Source organism: Okeania sp. SIO1H4 (assembly GCF_010672695.1).
GTDB lineage: Bacteria > Cyanobacteriota > Cyanobacteriia > Cyanobacteriales > Microcoleaceae > Okeania > Okeania hirsuta.
The window spans coordinates 74,674-95,613 of record NZ_JAAHGB010000007.1 but is presented as its reverse complement, the minus strand read 5'-3'; the positions used below and the strand labels follow the sequence as shown (position 1 = coordinate 95,613).

At 35.4% G+C, this 20,940-nt stretch carries 15 protein-coding genes; 4 read left to right on the top strand and 11 right to left on the bottom strand.

Annotated elements, in window-relative coordinates; all coding sequences use genetic code 11:
• Positions 1-276 precede the first annotated feature (276 nt).
• The 4 genes from secF to rpoD all read left to right on the top strand — a co-directional run bounded on the left by secF (position 277) and on the right by rpoD (position 6,143).
• Complete coding sequence (gene secF / locus F6K06_RS07955) at positions 277-1,263, top strand: protein translocase subunit SecF (protein ID WP_124145685.1); 987 nt, start codon at positions 277-279, stop codon at positions 1,261-1,263.
• A gap of 384 nt (positions 1,264-1,647) precedes the next feature.
• Positions 1,648-2,037: a hypothetical protein gene (locus tag F6K06_RS07950; protein ID WP_287243060.1), complete on the top strand. Its 390-nt coding sequence runs from the start codon at positions 1,648-1,650 to the stop codon at positions 2,035-2,037.
• Positions 2,038-2,326: 289 nt separating this feature from the next.
• Positions 2,327-2,914: a M23 family metallopeptidase gene (locus tag F6K06_RS07945; protein ID WP_161564591.1), complete on the top strand. Its 588-nt coding sequence runs from the start codon at positions 2,327-2,329 to the stop codon at positions 2,912-2,914.
• Positions 2,915-4,976: 2,062 nt separating this feature from the next.
• Positions 4,977-6,143 carry an RNA polymerase sigma factor RpoD gene (gene rpoD, locus F6K06_RS07940; protein ID WP_124145688.1) on the top strand — a complete coding sequence of 389 codons (1,167 nt, stop codon included), beginning with the start codon at positions 4,977-4,979 and terminating at the stop codon, positions 6,141-6,143.
• An 858-nt stretch (positions 6,144-7,001) separates the two neighbouring features.
• Here rpoD and F6K06_RS07935 read toward each other — a convergent pair.
• From F6K06_RS07935 to hoxE, 11 genes are all read right to left on the bottom strand, one after another.
• The gene (locus F6K06_RS07935) at positions 7,002-7,583 is read right to left on the bottom strand and encodes a DJ-1/PfpI family protein (protein WP_124145689.1); all 582 of its coding nucleotides are present in this window, start codon (positions 7,581-7,583) and stop codon (positions 7,002-7,004) included.
• 627 nt (positions 7,584-8,210) lie between these two features.
• On the bottom strand, positions 8,211-9,374 hold the full coding sequence (locus F6K06_RS07930; RefSeq protein ID WP_124145690.1) for a SpoIIE family protein phosphatase: 1,164 nt from the start codon (positions 9,372-9,374) through the stop codon (positions 8,211-8,213).
• Positions 9,375-10,011: 637 nt separating this feature from the next.
• On the bottom strand, positions 10,012-10,539 hold the full coding sequence (locus tag F6K06_RS07925) for a PAS domain S-box protein (protein WP_338043207.1): 528 nt from the start codon (positions 10,537-10,539) through the stop codon (positions 10,012-10,014).
• A gap of 6 nt (positions 10,540-10,545) precedes the next feature.
• On the bottom strand, positions 10,546-10,812 hold the full coding sequence (locus F6K06_RS07920; RefSeq protein ID WP_124145692.1) for a (2Fe-2S) ferredoxin domain-containing protein: 267 nt from the start codon (positions 10,810-10,812) through the stop codon (positions 10,546-10,548).
• An 838-nt stretch (positions 10,813-11,650) separates the two neighbouring features.
• A complete protein-coding gene (locus tag F6K06_RS07915) occupies positions 11,651-11,845 on the bottom strand; it encodes a hypothetical protein (RefSeq protein ID WP_124145693.1) in 195 nt (64 codons plus the stop codon).
• Complete coding sequence (locus F6K06_RS07910) at positions 11,826-13,253, bottom strand: Ni/Fe hydrogenase subunit alpha (RefSeq protein WP_124145694.1); 1,428 nt, start codon at positions 13,251-13,253, stop codon at positions 11,826-11,828. Before F6K06_RS07910 ends, F6K06_RS07915 begins: the two co-directional genes overlap by 20 nt.
• A gap of 663 nt (positions 13,254-13,916) precedes the next feature.
• Entirely contained in the window at positions 13,917-14,333 is a 417-nt protein-coding gene (locus F6K06_RS07905; protein WP_124145695.1) for a thermonuclease family protein, read from the bottom strand.
• Positions 14,334-14,865: 532 nt separating this feature from the next.
• Entirely contained in the window at positions 14,866-15,417 is a 552-nt protein-coding gene (locus F6K06_RS07900) for an oxidoreductase (RefSeq protein ID WP_124145696.1), read from the bottom strand.
• A gap of 424 nt (positions 15,418-15,841) precedes the next feature.
• The gene (hoxU, locus tag F6K06_RS07895) at positions 15,842-16,558 is read right to left on the bottom strand and encodes a bidirectional hydrogenase complex protein HoxU (protein ID WP_124145697.1); all 717 of its coding nucleotides are present in this window, start codon (positions 16,556-16,558) and stop codon (positions 15,842-15,844) included.
• A gap of 403 nt (positions 16,559-16,961) precedes the next feature.
• A complete protein-coding gene (locus F6K06_RS07890; RefSeq protein ID WP_124145698.1) occupies positions 16,962-18,581 on the bottom strand; it encodes a NuoF family protein in 1,620 nt (539 codons plus the stop codon).
• 667 nt (positions 18,582-19,248) lie between these two features.
• Positions 19,249-19,776 (bottom strand): bidirectional hydrogenase complex protein HoxE, encoded by a 528-nt coding sequence (gene hoxE, locus F6K06_RS07885; protein ID WP_124145699.1) that lies wholly within the window; start codon positions 19,774-19,776, stop codon positions 19,249-19,251.
• Positions 19,777-20,940 lie beyond the last annotated feature (1,164 nt).

Sequence of the window (20,940 nt, the reverse complement as noted above, 5' to 3'; positions counted from 1 at the left end):
TAGTAAATCCTATCCGTTTTAAAGGAAAGGTGATTATTAGTCTGGAGAGTACAAAGTTCTTCCCAAGAAAAATTTGCATTGAAGGCTGAAAGTATTACTGTAAAACCTTACAGTACTTACAGCTCTGAATAAAGAGTTTTTAACCTTTAGAGCGCTGAAAGCCTTAGCTAGGAATAGTTATTTCAAGAACTTTGCACTGTCTAGTTATTAATTATTAATTATTAATTATTAATTGTTCCCTATTCCCTAGCACCTATTCTATAAAATCAGTAAAAAATGAAAATCAGTGTTATTGAACAGCGATCACTATGGTGGACAATTTCAGGAGCGATCATCATTAGTGGTTTAATTGCAATGGTCATTTCTTGGACTAGGCCAGATATTGCAGCTCCTTTACGTCCAAGTTTAGATTTTGTTGGTGGTACTCGCCTGCAACTTGAACTAGATTGCAGTATGCCTAACAGTTGTAATGAAGCTATTAACGTTGGTGCTGTTAGAGAAATAATGAGCAATCAAGATTTAGGTAATAGCAAGATTCAAGTTGTAGGAGAAGAAAAACAAGCTCTTGACATACGCACCAAAACTCTAGATGTTGATAATAGAACTAAATTAATCGCTGCTTTAAGTTCAGAGTTTGGTGAATTCGATCCAAGTTCTACACAAATTGATACTGTTGGCCCTACTTTGGGACGACAAATTTTTACTTCTGGAATATCAGCTCTCCTGGTTGCTTTCTTTGGTATTACTGTCTATCTAACTTTTAGATTCCAGTTGGACTATGCAGTATTTGCTTTTGTCGCTCTGTTCCATGACATATTAGTGACGGTGGGTATTTTTTCAATTATTAGTTTAGTAGTTGGTGTTGAGGTAGATAGTTTATTCTTGGTTGCTCTACTAACTATTATTGGATTTTCGGTTAACGATACAGTGGTAATTTATGACCGAGTTAGGGAAGTAATTAAGCGCTATCCAGGAGAGTCAATAGATCGTATTGTTGATGATGCAGTCAATCAAACTTTGACCAGATCTATTAATACTACTGTGACTACTCTATTACCGTTAGTAGGCATTCTTCTATTTGGTGGTGAAACTTTAAAGTATTTTGCCTTAGCTTTAATTATTGGTTTTATTGCAGGTTCTTACTCTAGTATTTTTATTGCTAGTACACTTTTAGCTTGGTGGCGCGAGCGTATTGGTCAATCTATTCCTAACCCAGTAGTAGAAAATTTTCAATTACCAGAAGACCAAGAAAATACTGTTTAGGGTTTGCTGAAAAAGTCTTATGGGTGAGGGTAGGAGACAGGAGATAGGAGACAGGAGACAGGAGACATGGTTACTTAGAGGAGGTAGGAGTAAGAATTGTAAGAATAATTTTTCTGCCCAACTATGCGCCTAAAATACGCTCCTTTTTGAGGGTTTTAGACTGAAACAGGCGCACTGCAATTCGACCCCAAAAAGGCTAAAACTTTTATCTGTAAATACTTTGAGATTTAATCAGCAAGCCCTATTTAAAAATAACTATAGGAAAATGATAATTTGAAAATTATAATACTTAATTTTTCCCTATTTCTTCTAAAAAGTTTTGTCATAGTCTTTGATTAAATTGGTATATCATAAAAATTTACTCTTGCTTATTTCTTCCTCAAAATGAACAAAGATGATCCAGTTTTAAAAGTCCGAGTCGAAAGACTTTACAGACTAATCATCTACGTTAGATGGCTGATAGTTGGGTTGCTTTGGATGAGTATTGGTTTTCTAAGTCTCTGGAGTTTACGCAGAGAAATTTCTTTGTGGGCAGAGCATTTTACTTGGATTGCTGTACGTTACGCTTTGATTTATCATAGGTTACCGACACTTGGTTTAGGTTTGTGTATTGGTATGACAACTGCTGTTTTAGTTTGGCAAAGTAGACATATTCTTTGGGGTTTATCTCCTGAAGAACAAAAGCGTTTAGAAGAACAAGTATGTCAGATTAGTGCTCAAGGACCTACTAATATTTGCCCTGAAGACGTAATAGGAGAATCTATAAGTTTTTGATAAATCAAGATGATTTTCTGAAAACCATCTTTAGTATTGTGCAACTGTACTGTCTTTATAATTCCCAATTGATTGTAATAATAAAAATTCAATTATGCAATTTTTCTTGAAAAAATTTCCGCTAAAATTAAAATATAAAAAAATATCTAAAAATTCAATAAAGTACCCTCAATTACCATTTTTTTTGATAATTAAACAACTTGCCTTTCACGCAAAAGATAATCGTTATACTGGCAGTATTAAAAATTTTTTAGTTTTTTTGATCTTTATATCTTTGATCTATATAACAGTGCTAGCTCCTTTCGTAAAAACAGGAGTCAAAATTTTCGAGCAAACTATAAAAAAAATTGACATTGTTCAAGAATGGGTACAAGAACACTTCCAGAAAATTAGTCCATTGTTTCCCCCATACTATGGTAAATCCGATCGGTTTCTCCCTTATGTAGTTCATACACCTTATTTGATTGACGATAGTCCTCCTGGAGCTTACGATTTTACTCTAGAACAAAATGGTAAATTAAAAATTCCCATTCCAGCACCCTGTCAAGGAACTATTCTTAGAACTAGATTTCAAGGCACAAATGGAAGTTTTACAACTGCCCAAGGTGCAGGTCAGATAGTTGAACTTATGTGTGATGGGACTAATTATTATTGGTTGATGGGTCATTTAGTTCAAGGTTCTCCACCAAGAAGAGGAACAAGAATTAAGAAAGGACAACCAATTGGTATTCAAGGACTTACAGGAAGAACTTCTGGTTATCATGTTCATGCTCAGATTCACTATCATAGTGGGCAAAGAATCACTAACAGAAAGATTACTCGCCCTTTTGTTGAAAATTACATCAAATTTTTGAGAAAAGGTTCTTATTTGGAATAAATAGGCAAATATGAGAAAGTCACACTTAAATTAATAAATCTTAATAAATATCAATTTCTGGCAAAAATTGTAGTTTGTTATTTTACTTATGTTTAGCAGTTAAGAGCATCTATCAACAGTTAATACTAACTATTTTCATATTCAGCGCTGGCAATGAATTGATTTCATATTTTCTATTTTCACTCGCCTTAACTTTGTGTTTACAAAAGTTTGCTCATAAATCTTGATGTTAAACTGTTACCATCAAAAAATTAATTTATCTTAACGTAAATATTTAACCCTAATTGCTAAAGTTTGAGATAACTTACATATAAGGGGTATCTGTTATAATACCAATTGAGTGTACATAATGATGTAAAGGATAAGTATTATTCGCAGTAGCAAACTCTCTAAATTAGATATTTTTCAGATTATTAAGTCTACCTTGACAGTTTTTTTGCTCACAGGTCAGCTCCAAAGTTACAATAAGACAGTTAAGAAATTACAAATATCAAAATTTGCTATTATTTAAAGATTGACACCACAGTGTAAAAATTAACATAAAAATTCAAATAATTAATTAATTTGTGTTAGATTACAGAAGAATAAACAACAAAAGATCGATCTGTAATGACCGTAACTACAAAAAAATCATAAGTATGAGGATAATTAAGAGTGACTTTTGCTCGAATTAAGTTGTTATACTGGAAAGTACTTAGTTTTTCCCCAATTAGACTTCAACTATCGCAGATAGAATAAAATTAATTATCATAATATAGGAATCAGTAATAATACTGAACCAACAAGTCTTGAAAATATTAGCAGTCAGCAGTTGGGCAAAATTTTTATCTATAGTTAAAATTAAGTCCTATGTTTGAAAAAACTATGAATACTTCTCTAAATTCAACATGATAAATAGCGGAGCTAAATTAATGTACAGATTATTGCTAGCATTAAACTAATAAAAATAGTCACCTGGAAATCTTACCAACCAACCCTAAGATTAATAGGAGATGTAATAGTAAGAGTAGGTGCTAAGAAAAAAAGGAGGTGTAATAGAAAAAAATAATAACTATAGTTCATCCCTTTCTGGGATTGATTAAAAGGTTTATGGTTAGCGTGTTATTTTTCATCTGTTAGATGAGAAATGAAAACCCTCATCTAAATTCTTACCTCATAAAGTGGGAAGAGAAAGGGGGGCAACTATGAGGTACACCCTTCATGTCTAAATAGTTGTCATTTTTGATAATGAGTAGCTGATACATTAATTTGAGATTGCTTGTGTCAGTTTCTTTTAATTGTTAATAGGCTGAAAGCTTAAGTTATGTTACTAACATAATTAGATAGCCTAAAGCTTAAAAATTTATTGTTCATAGCAAACACAATGCGAGGTTACGATCAAACTCTCAGTATGGTAGATTCCTATTCAACTAACTAACATTCAGACAGGCAACTAGAAAGTAGAGTTATGGCTCTAATCCGATAAAGAAAGACTTTTCCGATAAAGAAAGACTTTTACTCTAGCTCAAGCTCTCAGTAAAAGATGAGAAACGTACTAAACGCAAATACATAGTCAGATAGGTAAAAGTTCCAGAATAGTTCATACTTGTCTGCTAGCAAAAATTTTGAATCTATATACTTACGTAAAAGTAAGTTATGGGAAAAAAAGGTAACTATGCGGGTTCTTCTCAATGAGGAGATCAAGGTTTGTCATCACCAGAAAGGTTAAGTAAAACTTGAATCGTCTTGAATGACGAAGATTCTGTTGAGAATGTCCCCAAAAGAGCATTGGCCTGTGAGACCCAAGAGGAGCTACAAAGCAGTTTAGTAAGGATAATAAAAATGATGTTGGCACGACTACCAGCCATAATCTGACACTTTAAACACGAGGGAAAAAAGTTCAATATTAATAAAGTAAGCCCTGCAATAAATATTTATTCAAAGCTTACTTAGAGAAATGCCCAATTTCGAAGACAAAACATAAACCATATAGGTTTGGTCACTAGCTATACTGTCTTAACATAGACAGAAAACTTCTGTAAAGTAATTTATTCTTCAATTTAAGGAGCATGAGGAACGCGACATGATCCAGACTAACAACGTAATCGAAACCAAAATTAAGCCTGAGCTAGATCCTAGCGAATTGTTTCCGCAAACCCCAGCCAGACAACCAGATAATGAGTTAGACATCTTAATCACAGAGAGAGAAGGATATACAGATACTCAGTCTGATGAGGACATTCTGAAGTCTGGTAAAGTTGCTAAGTCTCGTACTAAGACTGCGACTGCGGGCAAAAAAAAGCATTACACTGAAGATTCTATTCGCCTTTATCTACAAGAAATAGGACGAATTAGGCTATTAAGAGCTGATGAAGAAATTGAACTAGCGCGTAAAATTGCAGATTTACTGGAATTGGAGCGAATTCGAGAAGAACTAATGTATCATTTGGATCGAGAACCACAAGTTAGTGAGTGGGCAAATGCTGTAGACATGGAGTTGCTAAAGTTTAAGCGTCGCTTAATACTTGGACGTAGAGCTAAAGAAAAGATGGTACAGTCTAACCTGCGTCTCGTGGTTTCGATCGCTAAAAAGTACATGAACCGAGGTTTGTCATTCCAAGATTTGATTCAAGAAGGTAGTTTGGGATTAATTCGAGCCGCAGAAAAATTTGACCATGAAAAAGGGTATAAATTTAGTACCTATGCAACTTGGTGGATTCGTCAAGCTATTACCAGAGCGATCGCAGACCAATCTCGTACTATTCGTCTACCAGTTCATCTGTATGAAACTATATCCCGGATTAAGAAAACTACCAAACTTCTTTCTCAAGAAATGGGTCGCAAACCTACAGAGGAGGAAATAGCAACTCACATGGAGATGACTATAGAAAAGTTGCGTTTTATTGCTAAGTCAGCTCAACTGCCAATATCTCTGGAAACTCCTATAGGTAAAGAAGAAGATTCTCGACTTGGAGATTTCATTGAGTCAGATGGGGAAACTCCTGAAGACCAAGTATCCAAAAATTTACTACGAGAAGATTTGGAAAGTGTTTTAAATAGTTTAAGTCCACGGGAAAGGGATGTATTACGCTTACGATATGGTTTGGATGATGGTCGGATGAAAACTTTGGAAGAGATTGGTCAAATATTTAATGTAACTCGCGAGCGGATTCGACAAATTGAAGCAAAAGCTCTCAGGAAGTTACGACATCCAAATCGTAATAGTATCCTCAAAGAATATATCCGCTAGAGAAGTTAGGAAGTTAGTTGGTTCTCTATTACTTAGTTTTCTGAGTTCTGTTACTACAGAAATTGTAAGTAGTAGAAGTCAGCTAGATACTATTAGTCAAAGTAGAGATACTCAATTTGTTAAGAGATCAAATATAATTGTTCCTTTTGATAGGGTGTGAAAAACTGGTAAACCCTATCAAAAGGTAATTTTTCCTAAATCATTGTTTTGTGACTAGCATTTTTGTTGAATCGCTCAAAGAGTATTGGATATTATTTTCAGCGCTAAAAGAAAAAATCTGACTATAATAGACTTGTCGCTTTATAACTTAAAAATTCCCCAAAAACCTTGTTCTGTAAGGATTGTAGTTATTGGATAGCAAAAATGCTGGGAATTATTGCTCTGTCTAGGTTAGAGTGATTTTTTCCCTTTATTTAGCGACAACTCTAATGTCTGTTTGAATAACCACTTCGGAAAAATTTAGGGGCAGGGAGGTTGCATGCAACATCTCTAGGGAGTAGAAAACAATGGAAATTTTGTTTGCGCAGCATTCCGCACCGAAAAAATATTCTCTCTCAAGAGAAGAACATTTTTATTATGGCTATTTATTATGGCTAATTAATGAGACTGGATATTAAACAGAACTAGGACGTTTCATGTTTTAAACTCTTCTGTGGTTTGATCTCAAATCCGGGGGAATTGGACATAAAAAAAATATCCAATCCTCATAACTACGCTCATCAAAGTGATTCTCTCTCCTCCTGTACGTCGCCCTACCGACAGCTACTCTAGCTGAGGACTGAGGACTGAGGACTGACTCCTAAAGACTACCAATCTATAACTGTTTAACCGGATTTGATATAAGATAGTTACTATTTTCTAATGTTCGATCTTAGTTCCCAAAACTTGCAAAAATGCTGCTAACCATTGGGGATGAGCAGGCCAGGCAGGAGCTGTAACTAAGTTACCATCAACTACTACTTGGTCTACAGCCACTTCTACATATTTACCACCTGCCCTCAAAACATCAGGACTACAAGCTGGATAAGCAGTACAACGCTTTCCTTCTAAAACGCCAGCAGCAGCTAGCACTTGTAAACCATGACAAATAGAAGCGATCGCTTTGTGATTCTCGGCAAAGTGGTGACATATTTTCAAAATTTTGTCATTGAGACGAATATATTCTGGAGCGCGACCACCAGGAATGACTAGAGCATCGTACTCAGCAGGGTCTATGTCATCGAAGGTAGCATTTAAAGTAAAGTTGTGACCTGGTTTTTCGCTATAGGTCTGGTCGCCTTCAAAGTCGTGAATAGCAGTTTTGATACTTTGACCGGAAGTTTTGTCAGGGCAAACAGCGTGTACAGTATGACCGACCATTTGTAATGCTTGAAAAGGTACCATTACTTCATAGTCTTCTACATAGTCGCCTACCAGCATCAGAATTTTTTTTGCTGCCATATTTCTAACTCCTCTTGATTATTGATTTTACTAATTACAGCTTTTTCAATTATGAATCTTAATTGTTAAATTGTGAAATAAGGTGTTCAACATTTAAGCCATATATATAATTTTTGTCAAAGGCAATAGTTCAATAATTAATAATTTAGAATTAAGAATTTAGAATTACCTCTCCTTTAAAACGGAATTGATTGACTCAAAGGAAATTTTTTATTTTTATCCCCTTAAAAGGGGAGGCTTTATATCACAATTTTTCGGTAAAAGGGAATATAAAATCTACATGATTTTTATACGCATTAAAATTAGGACAGCTAAGAAACTTCAAAACATTACAAGTAAAAGTTTTAACTATAACTGATAATTGATATTATATCATGTCCGCTGGTAAGTAGTCATACAAAATTAATTACACATACTCTCAAGCTAAAAAGCTGATGCTGTAAAAATTACAGAGAATAAGATTAGGTAATTCATGTTTAAACACTTATTGTTTGTGTAAACCTAAGCGTGAATATCTAGAGGAAATGTAAGTTTTTTTTCCAACTTTTAAGCCTTCCTCCCTCTTCCTTATTCCTTGCCTTTACCTGAAAAGACTGATGCTACCAGACTTGATATTACTTCTTAGTTTCAACAATATTCTATAGTTACTTCTTTCTGTTTTTTCCGCAAATATTGAACTAAGTCTTCTATTAAATTACGACGAATCGAAATATTTTTTGGTAATAAAGGATTTTGATAAAATTCATTAATTTTTTGCCCTACTAAAAATAAAATTGAATCTGCTTCTAATATTTCTTCTGCCAACATCACCGCACCATTTTTTCCTGAAGGCAACCTGCCAATATCGCAATTAGACTTTTTCAAAATCTCTGTACATTTGGAAATAGTTAAAATTCCTTCGGTCACTAAATCTATTCCACTTAATTTACCTATGGGTGGCATTTCTTTAGTCATCGTCGTAATATCCATTTCAATAGTTTCTCCCAGAAAATTTGCCACAATATTTCCAGTTGTTCCGCCACAAACAACTCTCCGACCGCGAAAATTTAATAATTTTTCTACATATTCAAAATCTCTATTTTCATCTAGGGGCGGACCTGTAAATATCATTACTGGATTTTTCTTTCGCACATAAATTCCAACGAAAGAGGCATCATCTCCAATTTTGCCTCCATAGAGATTATGAGTTTTTTTAATGACATTTTGAACAATATTTCTAGCAGTATGAGTATGATTTATAAATAAAGATTCGATATATTTAGCAATATTATCCCAACCCCAACCAAAATTTAAACTAACTCCTAAACCCGCGTACAAAACTCCGTCACTAATAGCTCCTAAGAAATCGCCTTTTTCTAGCTTACCTTCAGAGAAAGTAATTTTTTTATCTAATATTTTTTCTGTTTTGTTTTCTAACTGAAATAATTTACCTTTTTTAAAATATAAAACGGGAGGGTTATCAAAGTTAATTACTAGAAAGTTATTATTTTTGGGATTAATTTGAATTACGGTAAAGGTAGCATAGGCAATTTTTCTAACTTGACAAATAGGTAAAGTACCGATGACTGTTTCAATTACATCTTCTAAAGAAACGTCATCATTATTCAACATATTAATCAAAATTTCTGTGGTTAAAGTGGCTAGAATATTAGCTTTTACACCACTGCCTAAACCATCAGACAAAACGATAATAGTTTTATTTTCGACTTTGCGGAATTTAACTTGGTCGCCACATAATTCTTCGCCTTTTTTATTGAGACTAAAATTGTAAATATCTAAAAAATTTTCCATTTATATCAATCTTATTTGAGTTGTGGGAATAGGGAATAGGGAGCAGGGAATAGTTCATTAATGGATAATGGATAATTGATAATTACCTCTGGTTAAAACCGTTACGGAATTGAATATCAGGAATATTTTCTTTTTTTTTCCCTTAAAAGAGGAGGCTTTAAACCAGAATTATTTAATTATTAATTATTAATTATTCGGTAACAGGGAAAAGGGAACAGGGAACAGATATGGAAGAAACACCTAAGCATTAACGAAGTCAGAAGTCAGAAGTTATTTTTGTAACGGGTATTTGAGCAACTCTCCAAAAATATTTCGCCTTAAAGGCAGGGTTGCGCGACCCAATTATTTTGATAAAATTATCACAAATGATTTAGGATTGCTATATATATCAATCAGTTACCAGTACCTGTACAATAAGGAGAGTTGAAATACGGAATCTTCTTTTTTTATCTTGTTAAAAGAGGAGGCGTAACTACCCAAATTTTTCGGTCAGCTATCAGCTTATTATCAATTATTTATTACCCATTTTCACAGACATAATTAATATTAAACTGGAGATGTTATAGCAAAGAATGAGTTGGTTAGGACTTATGTGGATAATAACACTGTTGCCTGTTGCCTGTTGCCTGTTGCCTGATTAGAGAGTCTCTTGATTTACCATTTTGATAATTTTTAATAAACTGACTTTTGTTTCAGCAGTTGTTTCTCCTAATAAACCAGCAATTTCTTGCACTACTTTCATCTGATGATCGACTACTTCATTTACTTTACTAACTGTTTCGTTTCTCAGATTAATCATTTCTTGTTTTCGTTGCCATTCATAGGTAATATCAACCATAATACAAGCAATTAAATTTTGGTCGCGAATGGGAAAAATTACTTCTTTGACATATACAATATCTGCTTCAGAATTTGCTTGATTTTCAGGTTTATATTTTTTTTCTTTTCCTCGAATTACTTCATCTTTTTCCCAGACTTTTTGAAAGTCTGCTAAATCTTCTAAAACTATAGATGCTGGTTGACCAATAATCTCTGTTTGGTTGACATTAAACATTTTACAAAATGCTGGATTAACTAGAGTAATATTCATCTGGGTGTCAACAACAATTAAGCCATTGGGGTCATATTCCCAGAGGATTTGCCAGAGATTTTTTTCGTTAGTCAAAATAATTTACTCCTTTGGTTTATTGATAGTGGGTAAGATTTCTGCTTGGAATTTTTGTTCGATATTTTCGGGGTTAATTTTGATGAATACTTGGTTTTTGTATTTCATTACAATTCCATCACTACAAGATTCTAAACAAAATGAACCTTTTAATTCTATTTTGTCTTCTAGGTGATATTCGCTAATCATACTTTGAAGTTTGGGCAATACTTCATAAACTCCTAGTTGATGACAAGCAGAACCCATACAAAGATATAAATTTTCTTTTTTCATAGTTCATTCTTGAGTAGGGGAGTGGGGGAGTAGGGGAGAACTAAACATAATAATAATTAACACCAACTGGTTAATAATTATCAAAAAGGTTATTTTACCTGTATTAATTACTTAATAATTGAAGTTTCATCTAAGTCTAGCATTCTTTTTTCAAATTGGTATAAAAATAGTTGGTCAGAAAGAGTTAAGAGAATAAAGAAAAAAATTTAACAGTGAAGAAGGTGAGTATAGGTAAAGTCAAAAGTCAATTTTAACTCTCAATAAAAAACAAATAGGAAGATATTTTTGGCGATAGGAAGTTGGAAATTTTTACCTCTACTGATACTTCTTGGATGCTAATTTTATATTGATAATTTTTTTCCTTCTTGCTTATTCCTTCTTTTAATTGCCATAAGCTACATCTAAGAATCAGGTGAATATAGGTGAAGTCAAAAGTCAATCTTTGCCATCAAGAAAAAACAAAAAGAAAGATACAACAGATTCCACTAAGGGTGAGATACATCCATCGCGGGCAAGATGCCCACACTACAAATATTTAATTGTTAATCTCTATACTTCTTATTTATGGGAGGAATATGTTGTATTTTTGGCGATAGGAAGTTGGAAATTTTTACCTCTACTGATACTTCTTGGATGCTAATTTTATATTGATAATTTTTTTCCTTCTTGCTTATTCCTTCTTTTAATTGCCATAAGCTACATCTAAGAATCAGGTGAGTATAGGTGAAGTCAAAAGTCAATCTTTGCCATCAAGAAAAAACAAAAAGAAAGATATTTTTTGCCATAGGGAGTTGGAAATTTTCACCCCTACTAATACTTCTTGGAAGTTAATTTGATATTAATAATTTTCTTTCTTCTTCCTTCTTCCTTCTGATTTATTCCTTGTTTTACAGGAAGATATTTTTGGTGATGGGGAGTTGGAAATTTTCACCCCTATTGATACTTCTAGGATGTTAATTTTATATCGATAATTTTCTTCCCTCTTCCTTCTTCCTTCTTCCTTCTTCCTTCTTTTAATTCCGATAAACTTCATCTAAAATATTGCCATTTGCCGCAATTAATTGAATATGTAATGGCATTTTACCTGCTGCATGAGTCGAACAACTGAGACAAGGATCGTAAGCTCGAATACCTGCTTCAACCCTGTTTAACATTCCTTCTGGAATTTGATTATTGTGAATATAATGTTTGGCTATTTGAGTAACAGTTTGATTCATTGCCAGATTATTTTGACCAGTGGCAATAATCATATTTACTTTCTGAATAATTCCATTTTCATCTACTTTGTAATGATGGAATAAAGTACCTCTTGGCGCTTCACTAACTCCCACTCCTTCCAGACAGTTAATACCAGCAGTAGCGCGAGTGCGAGGAGAAACAATATCTGGGTCATCTATCAATTGTTCAATTCTTTCTAAACAAGCAATAATTTCTATCAAACGAGCATAATGATAAAAGAAAGAAGAAGTAGGAACACCACCTACCCGCTCTTGCATTTCTTTTAATTCTCGGTCTGCTTTTTCTGTACCTATCTGAGAACAAACATTTAAACGAGCAAGAGGTCCGACACGATAAATTCCATCGGGATAACCCATTGGTTTGTAATAAGGGAACTTCAAATAAGACCAACTTTCCACTGCTTCCCCTAAAAATTCCTGATAATTATCTTCGCTTAAATTATCAGCAACAATATTACCTTCACTATCAGTAAACCTGAGCTTTCCGCCGTAATGTTCCCAGTCACCATTTGCGCCAACTAATCCCATGAATAATGATGGAAACTTACCAAAAACTTCGGCTTCAGTTTTCAGTTTATCGTCTAATAAACCCTTAAACAAACTAATAGCAATATTAGTAGTTTCAAAAGATTCTGAGAGACGATTTTTTATCCATTTTCGCCCTTCTTCAGATAAGGGAGAACGTACACCACCAGGTACCGCCCAAGCAGCATGAATTTTTTTAGCTCCTAATAATTCTATGACTGTTTGACCGAACTGCCGAAGTCGAATTCCTGCCCTAGCTAAATCTGGATTTTCCTCCATTAAACCAAAGATATTTCGTTTAGCTGGGTCGCTATCCCAACCTAATAGAAAATCAGGACTACTAAGATGGAAAAAACTTAAAGCATGGGATTGAGTTAACTGCCCTAAATTCATCATTCGGCGCAATTTTTCTCCTGCGGAAGGAACTTGCACTGCGAGAATTTTATCCCCTGTTTTAGCAGAAGCTAATAAATGACTTACTGGGCAAATTCCACAAATTCTAGCTGTTATTCCTGCCATTTCTGTAAAGGGTCGCCCTTCACAAAATTTTTCAAAGCCACGATATTCTACGACATGAAATCTACAGTCGGATACTTCTCCCGCATCATCTAATATTACTGATATTTTGGCATGACCTTCGATTCTAGTTACTGGGTCGATGACTATTGTTTTAGACATAGTTTATTTCTCTCCATTTAGTAAATAAATAATCTCTAGATTTTGATAAATTTGTCAAAGCTATTTTTGTGAGTAAGTAACTAATGTGATGAAAAGGAAACAAGAAAGTAATCTTAGTAGTGGCGTGACACAGCTAAAACTGTGCATTAGCTTTTAACTTAAAAATTCTTACTTTTGACTTTTGACTTTTGACTTTTGAATTGAATCTAATGCACCATTTTAGCTGTGTCTATCTACTAGGTTCGCGTTAAAATTTGCCCTTGATAAAAAGGAAACAAGAAAATAATTTTAGTAGTTTTGCTTGAGGAAACAAAACCTAACTTACTTAAATTAAACTCTAGTGTAGGATGGCAGAAATAACTAACCAGTTACAAAATTCTAAAAGCCTTACCAATCAATATTTTTGAGGGCGAATGCCATTTGCTTCGCATAACTATCGTTAACGCCCCTACGACTTTTAACTTCTGTGTAGTGGCACTAGGTTTTGAGAATATTATAAAATTTATTTCTCAAAGCTACCTCTACTTTGTTTATCAGTTTTCTTCTAATTACAAGTGCGGGCTTTTTGCCAAGGTTTTCGAGAATTCCAGATACCTAAACCTGCTTGTTTGGCAGAATTTTGAGCATTAATATAAGCAGTTTTTGAACTAGGACAAGTATCATTTAGATGTTTACAGAAAAGGGAAGCTTTTCCTTCGCTGGTTGTAAATTAATGGAAGTATGATCTTTAAATACTTCTGAAACTATCCGTTGATGACTACTCTTTCCTGTATCGTTTATTAATACTATTGTACCTCTAGGAATTAATGTTTCAAGTCTACTTTTAGCAGCCTCAAAAAACGGACTATCTCGATAATCTGGTCCATCAATACAAGCAAGTTGTAGCCGACATCGTTGTGAATTTCCTTCCCAAGGAATGCGACATTGTGACATGGTAACTTCTAAAGTATCTCCATCAATAATTTGAGAAATTCTTGCTTGTTGGGTAGCTAAAGATGGGGGAGTATTTAATAAAGATAAAAGTATTAAAATTCCACAGGATATAACAGTTAAAATCAGACTTATTTTGTGTTTTTTCATCAGTTTTTTTTGACTAACTAATACTGTGGGTTCAGTTGAGGAATGTTCGCCGAGCTTATCCGGAAGATAAACCTAACAAAAATATATATCTGTTGGGTTGCGCTACCGCTTAACCCAACCTACCCTAGCTGAATTCTGTCTCCTGACTCCTGTCTCCTAACTCCTTCTTCAATATATATCTGTTGGGTTGCGCTACCGCTTAACCCAACCTACCCTAGCTTAATTCTGTCTCCTGACTCCTGTCTCCTGACTCCTTCTTCAATATATATCTGTTGGGTTGCGCTACCGCTTAACCCAACCTACCCTAGCTTAATTCTGTCTCCTGACTCCTGTCTCCTAACTCCTTCTTCAATATATATCTGTTGGGTTGCGCTACCGCTTAACCCAACCTACCCTAGCTTAATTCTGTCTCCTGACTCCTGTCTCCTGACTCCTTCTTCAATATATATCTGTTGGGTTGCGCTACCGCTTAACCCAACCTACCCTAGCTTAATTCTGTCTCCTGACTCCTGTCTCCTGACTCCTTCTTATTTTACCCAAACTTAATCATTTCTCGACCTTGCATTTTTGGAATTTCACCCTTTAATAAAGGTTCTAAAGTAGCCTTAATTCTATCGGCAGAAGGCGGACATCCAGGCATAAAAATATCCACTGGAACAACTTCATGTACTGGTCGAACTTTATCAAGTAATTCTGGTACAATTCCCGGCGCATTTGGTAATTGTTGATTTTCGTCTGCCAACTCTAAATAACTTCTTTCTAAAACAGGTTTAGTACCACCAAGCATATTTCGCATAGCTGGCACATTAGCAGTAACAGCACAATCACCAAAAGAAATTAACGTTTTAGTCTTTTTTCTTACCTCAAAAATTATTTCTAAATTATCCTGATTAGCAATACCTCCTTCCACCAAACAAACATCTACATTTTCTGGATATTCTTTAATATCGCTGCCAACCGGACTATAAACAACCTCGACATGATTTGCTAATTCAAACAACCATTCATCTAAGTCGAGAAACGACATATGACAACCAGAACATCCAGCTAACCAAACTGTGGCAAATTTTATTTTATTTGACATAATTAATACCTTTAATTAGGGAACAGGGAATAGGGAACAGGGAACAGGGAATATAAAAGCACTCAAATTTTCTGTTTCAAAGGAATAGTATTTGCTTGCGTGCTTGATTTTTATTAGGTTATCGCTACTTTTACAGCGCTAGGCAATTATCTGTTATCTGTAATTAATTGTGCGTTGCAACGCACCCTACTAAACTGTGGCAGACTTTATTTTTTTCGACATAATTAATACCTTTAATTAGGGAATAAGGAGTAGGGAATAGGGAATAGAGAATAGGGAACAGGGAATTTTATAAATTCAGTCTCTAACTATAATTTCAATAGTTGCTCTAAAACACCTTTTACTATCCACAATAAATAGATTAGCCAAAATAGAAATCAAACAAATTAACTTTAGACTTCAGACTTCAGACTTCAGACTTCATTTACCTTGTCCATTGTTTATTCTCCCTAGCATTGACCAAAAATTCCAACTTAGAGCGATCGCGCTCCATTTCAGCTACCGTTGCCCCCTTACGGAAAATTGCACCAGTGGGACAAGCATCCACACACTTACCACAAGCAGTACAAGCATCCACCTCTCCCCAAGGTTGATTCAAACCAGAAACAATATAACAAGCAGCACCACGACTTCCCACATCCCAAACGTGCGCTCCCTCTATTTCATCACAAACCCGCACACAGCGAGTACACAAAATACAACGATTATGATCTATACCAAACTGTTTGTGAGATAGATCCATTCCCCGATCTGGGAAACGATAGGGAAACCGAGTATGATCCATCCCCACCTCTACTGCCATATTTTGCAATTCGCAATTCCCATTCGCAACACAAACTGCACAAACATGGTTGCCCTCAGAAAATAACAACTCCACCAACATCCGTCGATATTCTTGCAATTTCTGAGTTTGAGTCTGAATTTCCATTCCCTCCGCAACTTGAGTTACGCAAGCAGGCAATAATTTTTTCACCCCAGAAATTTCTACCAGACACAACCGACAAGCACCAATATCCGTCACTCCCTCCAAATGACAGAGAGTGGGAATGTGAACTCCCGCTTCCTTAGCAGCTTCAAGAATAGTAGTTCCCTCCTCCACTGCAATTTGATTGCCATCAATAGTTAACGTTTTTACTGACATATTTTTTTTCTCCTAATATTATATTAAATCCGGTAGCATTGGTATAACTAGATTCATAGTGTGGAGACCCACCCCTAACCCCTCCCAGGAGGGGAAGATGAGGATATGGGGAGATTAAGAAAGTTTTGGCAATGGCGCTCGTGAAGATAACATTTTTTTAGAACGAACTAAGCTAATTTGATATTACACCTCTTCTAAAAGTAAAATTGCAGAGCTTTTCAACTGTTATAAACCACTTAAATATTTAGGGAGTTAACATTTTGGTTACTCTCTCATCCAAATGCTCTGTTAGTTGACTTCTCTAGCAAGGCGATCGCCATCTCCTACATTCTCCTGACTCCTAATATCATTTCAAGTTAATAGCGCACCTCCTTCTTCTCTCCTGACTCCTGACTCCTGACTCCTAAGTTAATACCTTACCATTGCTAGAAAACTCCGACTCCTGCAATAAATCTAGATACTCTTGCTTAAAATAGCGCAACGTACTCAAAACCGGATTAGGTGCAGTCATTCCCAAACCACACAAACTAGTATCCTTCACCACATAAGACAACTCCTCCAACCTTTCCAAATCTATAGAAGTCGCTTGTTTATTCAAAATCTTAGTCAACAAAGCATATAACTGCACCGTACCAGTGCGACAAGGAATACATTTTCCACAAGTTTCACCACGACAAAATTCCATGTAAAACTGCGCCACCTCAACCATACTAGTTTCCTTATCCATAATCACCATACCACCCGAACCCATCATGGAACCAACTTTGCTCAGAGAGTCATAGTCTACAGGAGTGTCAATCATGGAAACAGGAATACAGCCACCCGAAGGTCCCCCTGTTTGTACCGCTTTCACTTCCCCACCAGGAACACCACCTCCCATTTCCTCAACAATTTCCCGCAGAGTTATTCCCATCGGTACCTCAATTAAACCGTTATTTCTAACTTTACCTGTGAGAGCGAATATTTTTGTGCCTTTGCTATTTTTAGTGCCAATACTAGCGTACCACTCTGCACCTTTTTTCAGAATAGGAGCAATGTTGGCGAAAGTTTCCACGTTATTAATTAGAGTTGGATATCCCCAAAGTCCAGACTGAGCAGGATATGGCGGACGGGGTACGGGGTTGCCACGTTTGCCTTCCACTGATTGAATGAGGGCGGTTTCTTCCCCACAAACAAATGCACCAGCACCGATGCGGATATCAATTTTGAAGTCAAAAGGACAGTCGAATATTTGACTACCCAAGAGTCCGTATTTTTTTGCTTGTTGAATAGCTTTTTGTAACCGTTGGATGGCGAGGGGATACTCAGCACGAACGTAAATGAAACCGTGATTTGCTCCCACAGCATAACCAGCGATCGCCATTCCTTCCAATACTAAATGGGGGTCGCTTTCTAATACGCTCCGGTCCATAAATGCACCAGGGTCGCCTTCATCACCGTTGCAGATAATATATTTCTGACCTTCTGGCATTTTGGCAACGGTTGCCCATTTTAAACCAGTGGGATAACCGCCACCACCCCGACCGCGCAAACCACTACGAGTAATTTCGTCCACGACTTCACTGGGAGTCATTTCATGTAAAGCATGGTACAGAGATTGATATCCACCGACGGCGACATATTCTTCGATGCGTTCGGGATTAATTTTGCCTGTGTGTTCCCTGACGATGCGGAGTTGATGAGAAAAGAATGGGTGTTGGGAGTCGCCTTTAATGACTTCGGTGGTCCCCCCATTGAGTGCATCGATAATACTGGCAGCGTTTTCGGGTTCTACTTCTTCGTATAGGGTGTCGTCGGGGTCTATTTGTACCAGGGGACCGCGTCCACAAAATCCCATACAACCTACTCCTACTACTTCGACACGTTCTTCCAACCCTGCTGTTTTAACTGCATTTTTCATGTTTTTCATTACATCTACAGAATTAGCAGCTTGACAACCTGTAGATGTGCAGCAGTGAACTCGAATGCTTTTTTGTCTATTTTTTTCTGTTTCGGCAATGTCGAGCAAGTCTTGATAGTCCATCTATTATTCTCCATTTATAGCGATAAATATTGAGCGATCGGCAGTTATAGCGCTATGTGCAAGTCAATCAGAAGTCAAAAGTCAAAAGTCAAAAGTTAGAAATCAGAAGTCATCCCTGACTAACAGCGCAAGTCAGAAGTTAGAAATCAGAAATCAGAAGTCAGAAATCATCCCTGACTAACAGCGCAAGTCAGAAGTTAGAAGTAAGTCAAAAGTTAGAAATCAGAAGTAATCCCTGACTAACTTTGGGCATTTATAAATGTCCGCGCCCTATTTGTGTAGTGCTATAGCTTTTTTTTCTTTCCTTGAATTTGATTTTGATTTATAAATCAGTAAAAATAGATCGTTAAATAATTAAGTGAGATGGTTTTTCGGTGGTGGTGCATTGTAATGGTCGTGCGTTGCATTATTTTGCTTACGAGGTACGGCAGTGGGAGCATCTTGCTCCCGTACCAAGCATCCCTTGTTTCTTGTATACCATTACTATGCAGGACTACTGGTTTTTCTTAGTTTCCATCTTACCTAAATATTCTAACTTCACAACTGGATTCTTTCTCTAGCTTTAAATATTTCCACAATCAAAAAATATCAACTTTTAATCAGGTAAAACTTTACTTAAATATCTATGTTTACCCATGGAATTTTGACTGTTGATTTTTGGCTAAATTTACTCCTGCCAACCTTTAATTTTTTCCATAACTACTTCTGGAGTTTGTTTACCTGCGACGCTACCATCAAAAACCACTGCTGGCGCAATCCCACAAGCACCTAAACAACGAGCTGCCATCAGAGAAATTTGATCGTCTGCTGTTGTTTCTCCTACTTTTATATCTAATTCTTTTTCTAGTGCTTTAATTACTTCTCCACCACCTTTTACATAACAAGCAGTACCCATACATACCACACAAGTATGAGCACCATTAGGCTTAAGTGAAAAAATATGATAAAAAGTTGCTACTCCATAAACTCTACTCAATGGTAACTTTAAACCTCGTGCTATATACATCAAAACATCAGATTCTAAATAACCAAATACTGATTGTGCTTTATGCAATACTTCAATTAAAGAATCTTGACGATATTGATTCCGCTTCATTGTAATATCTAACTGTTTAAAGCGTTTATCGCCACTAGGATGACCCTTTTTTTGTTGTTGATAATCTTTGCTTTTAGTATCTTTCGTGGCAGTTTCCATTTCTATAATACTCCTCAACTTACTGCTCTTGGTATTTGCTTTTGATAGTAGTCGATATTTACTTAATATTTACTGCCTGCTTATTCAAGTTTTAATTTATTTATATTGTTACATATTACTATTTTTTTGAACCACTTGATTCACATTTTATTACATTTTTTTCATCTTGTTTAATAAACAACTTGTTTGTTGTTTAATTTGGCTTTAAGACTGAGCTTAAATCTTTAATAATTATTCAACAAAATCACTAAAATCAACTAAATTTTTAAATCATATAGAAAGGAACGATTTGGTGAGCAAATAGACTGATGATGAACGTTAGATAAGGAAATACTTTTCCCATTATTGCCTGTTATATGAAATCTGGTTGAACAACCTCACTTCAATTCAGTAGTCTGTTCTCTGTAGAGGATGCTAAACCCTTCAACGTTTTTAGTATTGCTATAAATTTCACTATTCCCTATCTGTCTAAATTGGAGCTATGTGCAATTAAACGGATTTGATATTCCCTATTCCCTGCCATAATACCAAATCTCAAAATTTTGCTACATTTAGCTAGGGAGAAAAGCAGTAAGTAGAGAGCAGGGAGAGATTTGCCATTGAAGTCAGAAGATGGTTTTTTCAACTCTGATTGAATACTTATAAATTAAATAGACATAAAAGTGGAAATTACACATTACACATATAAAGCATTTTTTGCGCTTTTTTTCAGAAAATTTCTTCCCTGTTGCTTCTCTTGATGCCTTTTCCTTTGCGTCTGTCGAACCCCGTGGGGTCGCACAACTGTTGCCTATTTCTGCAAAAAGTCTATTCTTTTTCGGAGATGTCTAATAAACACAAAGCAGGGAGATATGAAAAAAAACAAAGATATATTTCTCACACTGTGCGTATTGAAATACATCTCTAGTTTAAATCTCCTAAAATTATTTGTGGGGTATTATAACTGGTCCTGTCTTCTGACTCTCTTGTATAATTTTTGTAGAGTAAAGAATGGGTTAAAACATAGACTAACGATCGCTTTTAGACAGGGAAATGTTTTTCCCACTTTTGCCTTCTGGAGTCGTTCTCTAAATATAGAACAGATTCCTAGTAAATGAGGTACAGTCCTTAACTTGATAAATTCTCACCATTCAGAAAAACTGGTTGAAAAATCTTTGTTGCCGT

What these genes read in the sequence shown, in the direction of transcription:
- rpoD (WP_124145688.1), top strand. Translation starts at nt 4,977, where the DNA reads ATGATCCAGACTAACAACGTAATCGAAACCAAAATTAAGCCTGAGCTA.
- secF (WP_124145685.1), top strand. Translation starts at nt 277, where the DNA reads ATGAAAATCAGTGTTATTGAACAGCGATCACTATGGTGGACAATTTCA.
- F6K06_RS07915 (WP_124145693.1), bottom strand. Translation starts at nt 11,845, where the DNA reads ATGAAGTTTATCGGAATTAAAAGAAGGAAGAAGGAAGAAGGAAGAAGG.
- F6K06_RS07930 (WP_124145690.1), bottom strand. Translation starts at nt 9,374, where the DNA reads ATGGAAAATTTTTTAGATATTTACAATTTTAGTCTCAATAAAAAAGGC.
- F6K06_RS07910 (WP_124145694.1), bottom strand. Translation starts at nt 13,253, where the DNA reads ATGTCTAAAACAATAGTCATCGACCCAGTAACTAGAATCGAAGGTCAT.
- F6K06_RS07950 (WP_287243060.1), top strand. Translation starts at nt 1,648, where the DNA reads ATGAACAAAGATGATCCAGTTTTAAAAGTCCGAGTCGAAAGACTTTAC.
- F6K06_RS07920 (WP_124145692.1), bottom strand. Translation starts at nt 10,812, where the DNA reads ATGAAAAAAGAAAATTTATATCTTTGTATGGGTTCTGCTTGTCATCAA.
- F6K06_RS07890 (WP_124145698.1), bottom strand. Translation starts at nt 18,581, where the DNA reads ATGGACTATCAAGACTTGCTCGACATTGCCGAAACAGAAAAAAATAGA.
- hoxE (WP_124145699.1), bottom strand. Translation starts at nt 19,776, where the DNA reads ATGGAAACTGCCACGAAAGATACTAAAAGCAAAGATTATCAACAACAA.
- F6K06_RS07900 (WP_124145696.1), bottom strand. Translation starts at nt 15,417, where the DNA reads ATGTCAAATAAAATAAAATTTGCCACAGTTTGGTTAGCTGGATGTTCT.
- hoxU (WP_124145697.1), bottom strand. Translation starts at nt 16,558, where the DNA reads ATGTCAGTAAAAACGTTAACTATTGATGGCAATCAAATTGCAGTGGAG.
- F6K06_RS07905 (WP_124145695.1), bottom strand. Translation starts at nt 14,333, where the DNA reads ATGAAAAAACACAAAATAAGTCTGATTTTAACTGTTATATCCTGTGGA.
- F6K06_RS07935 (WP_124145689.1), bottom strand. Translation starts at nt 7,583, where the DNA reads ATGGCAGCAAAAAAAATTCTGATGCTGGTAGGCGACTATGTAGAAGAC.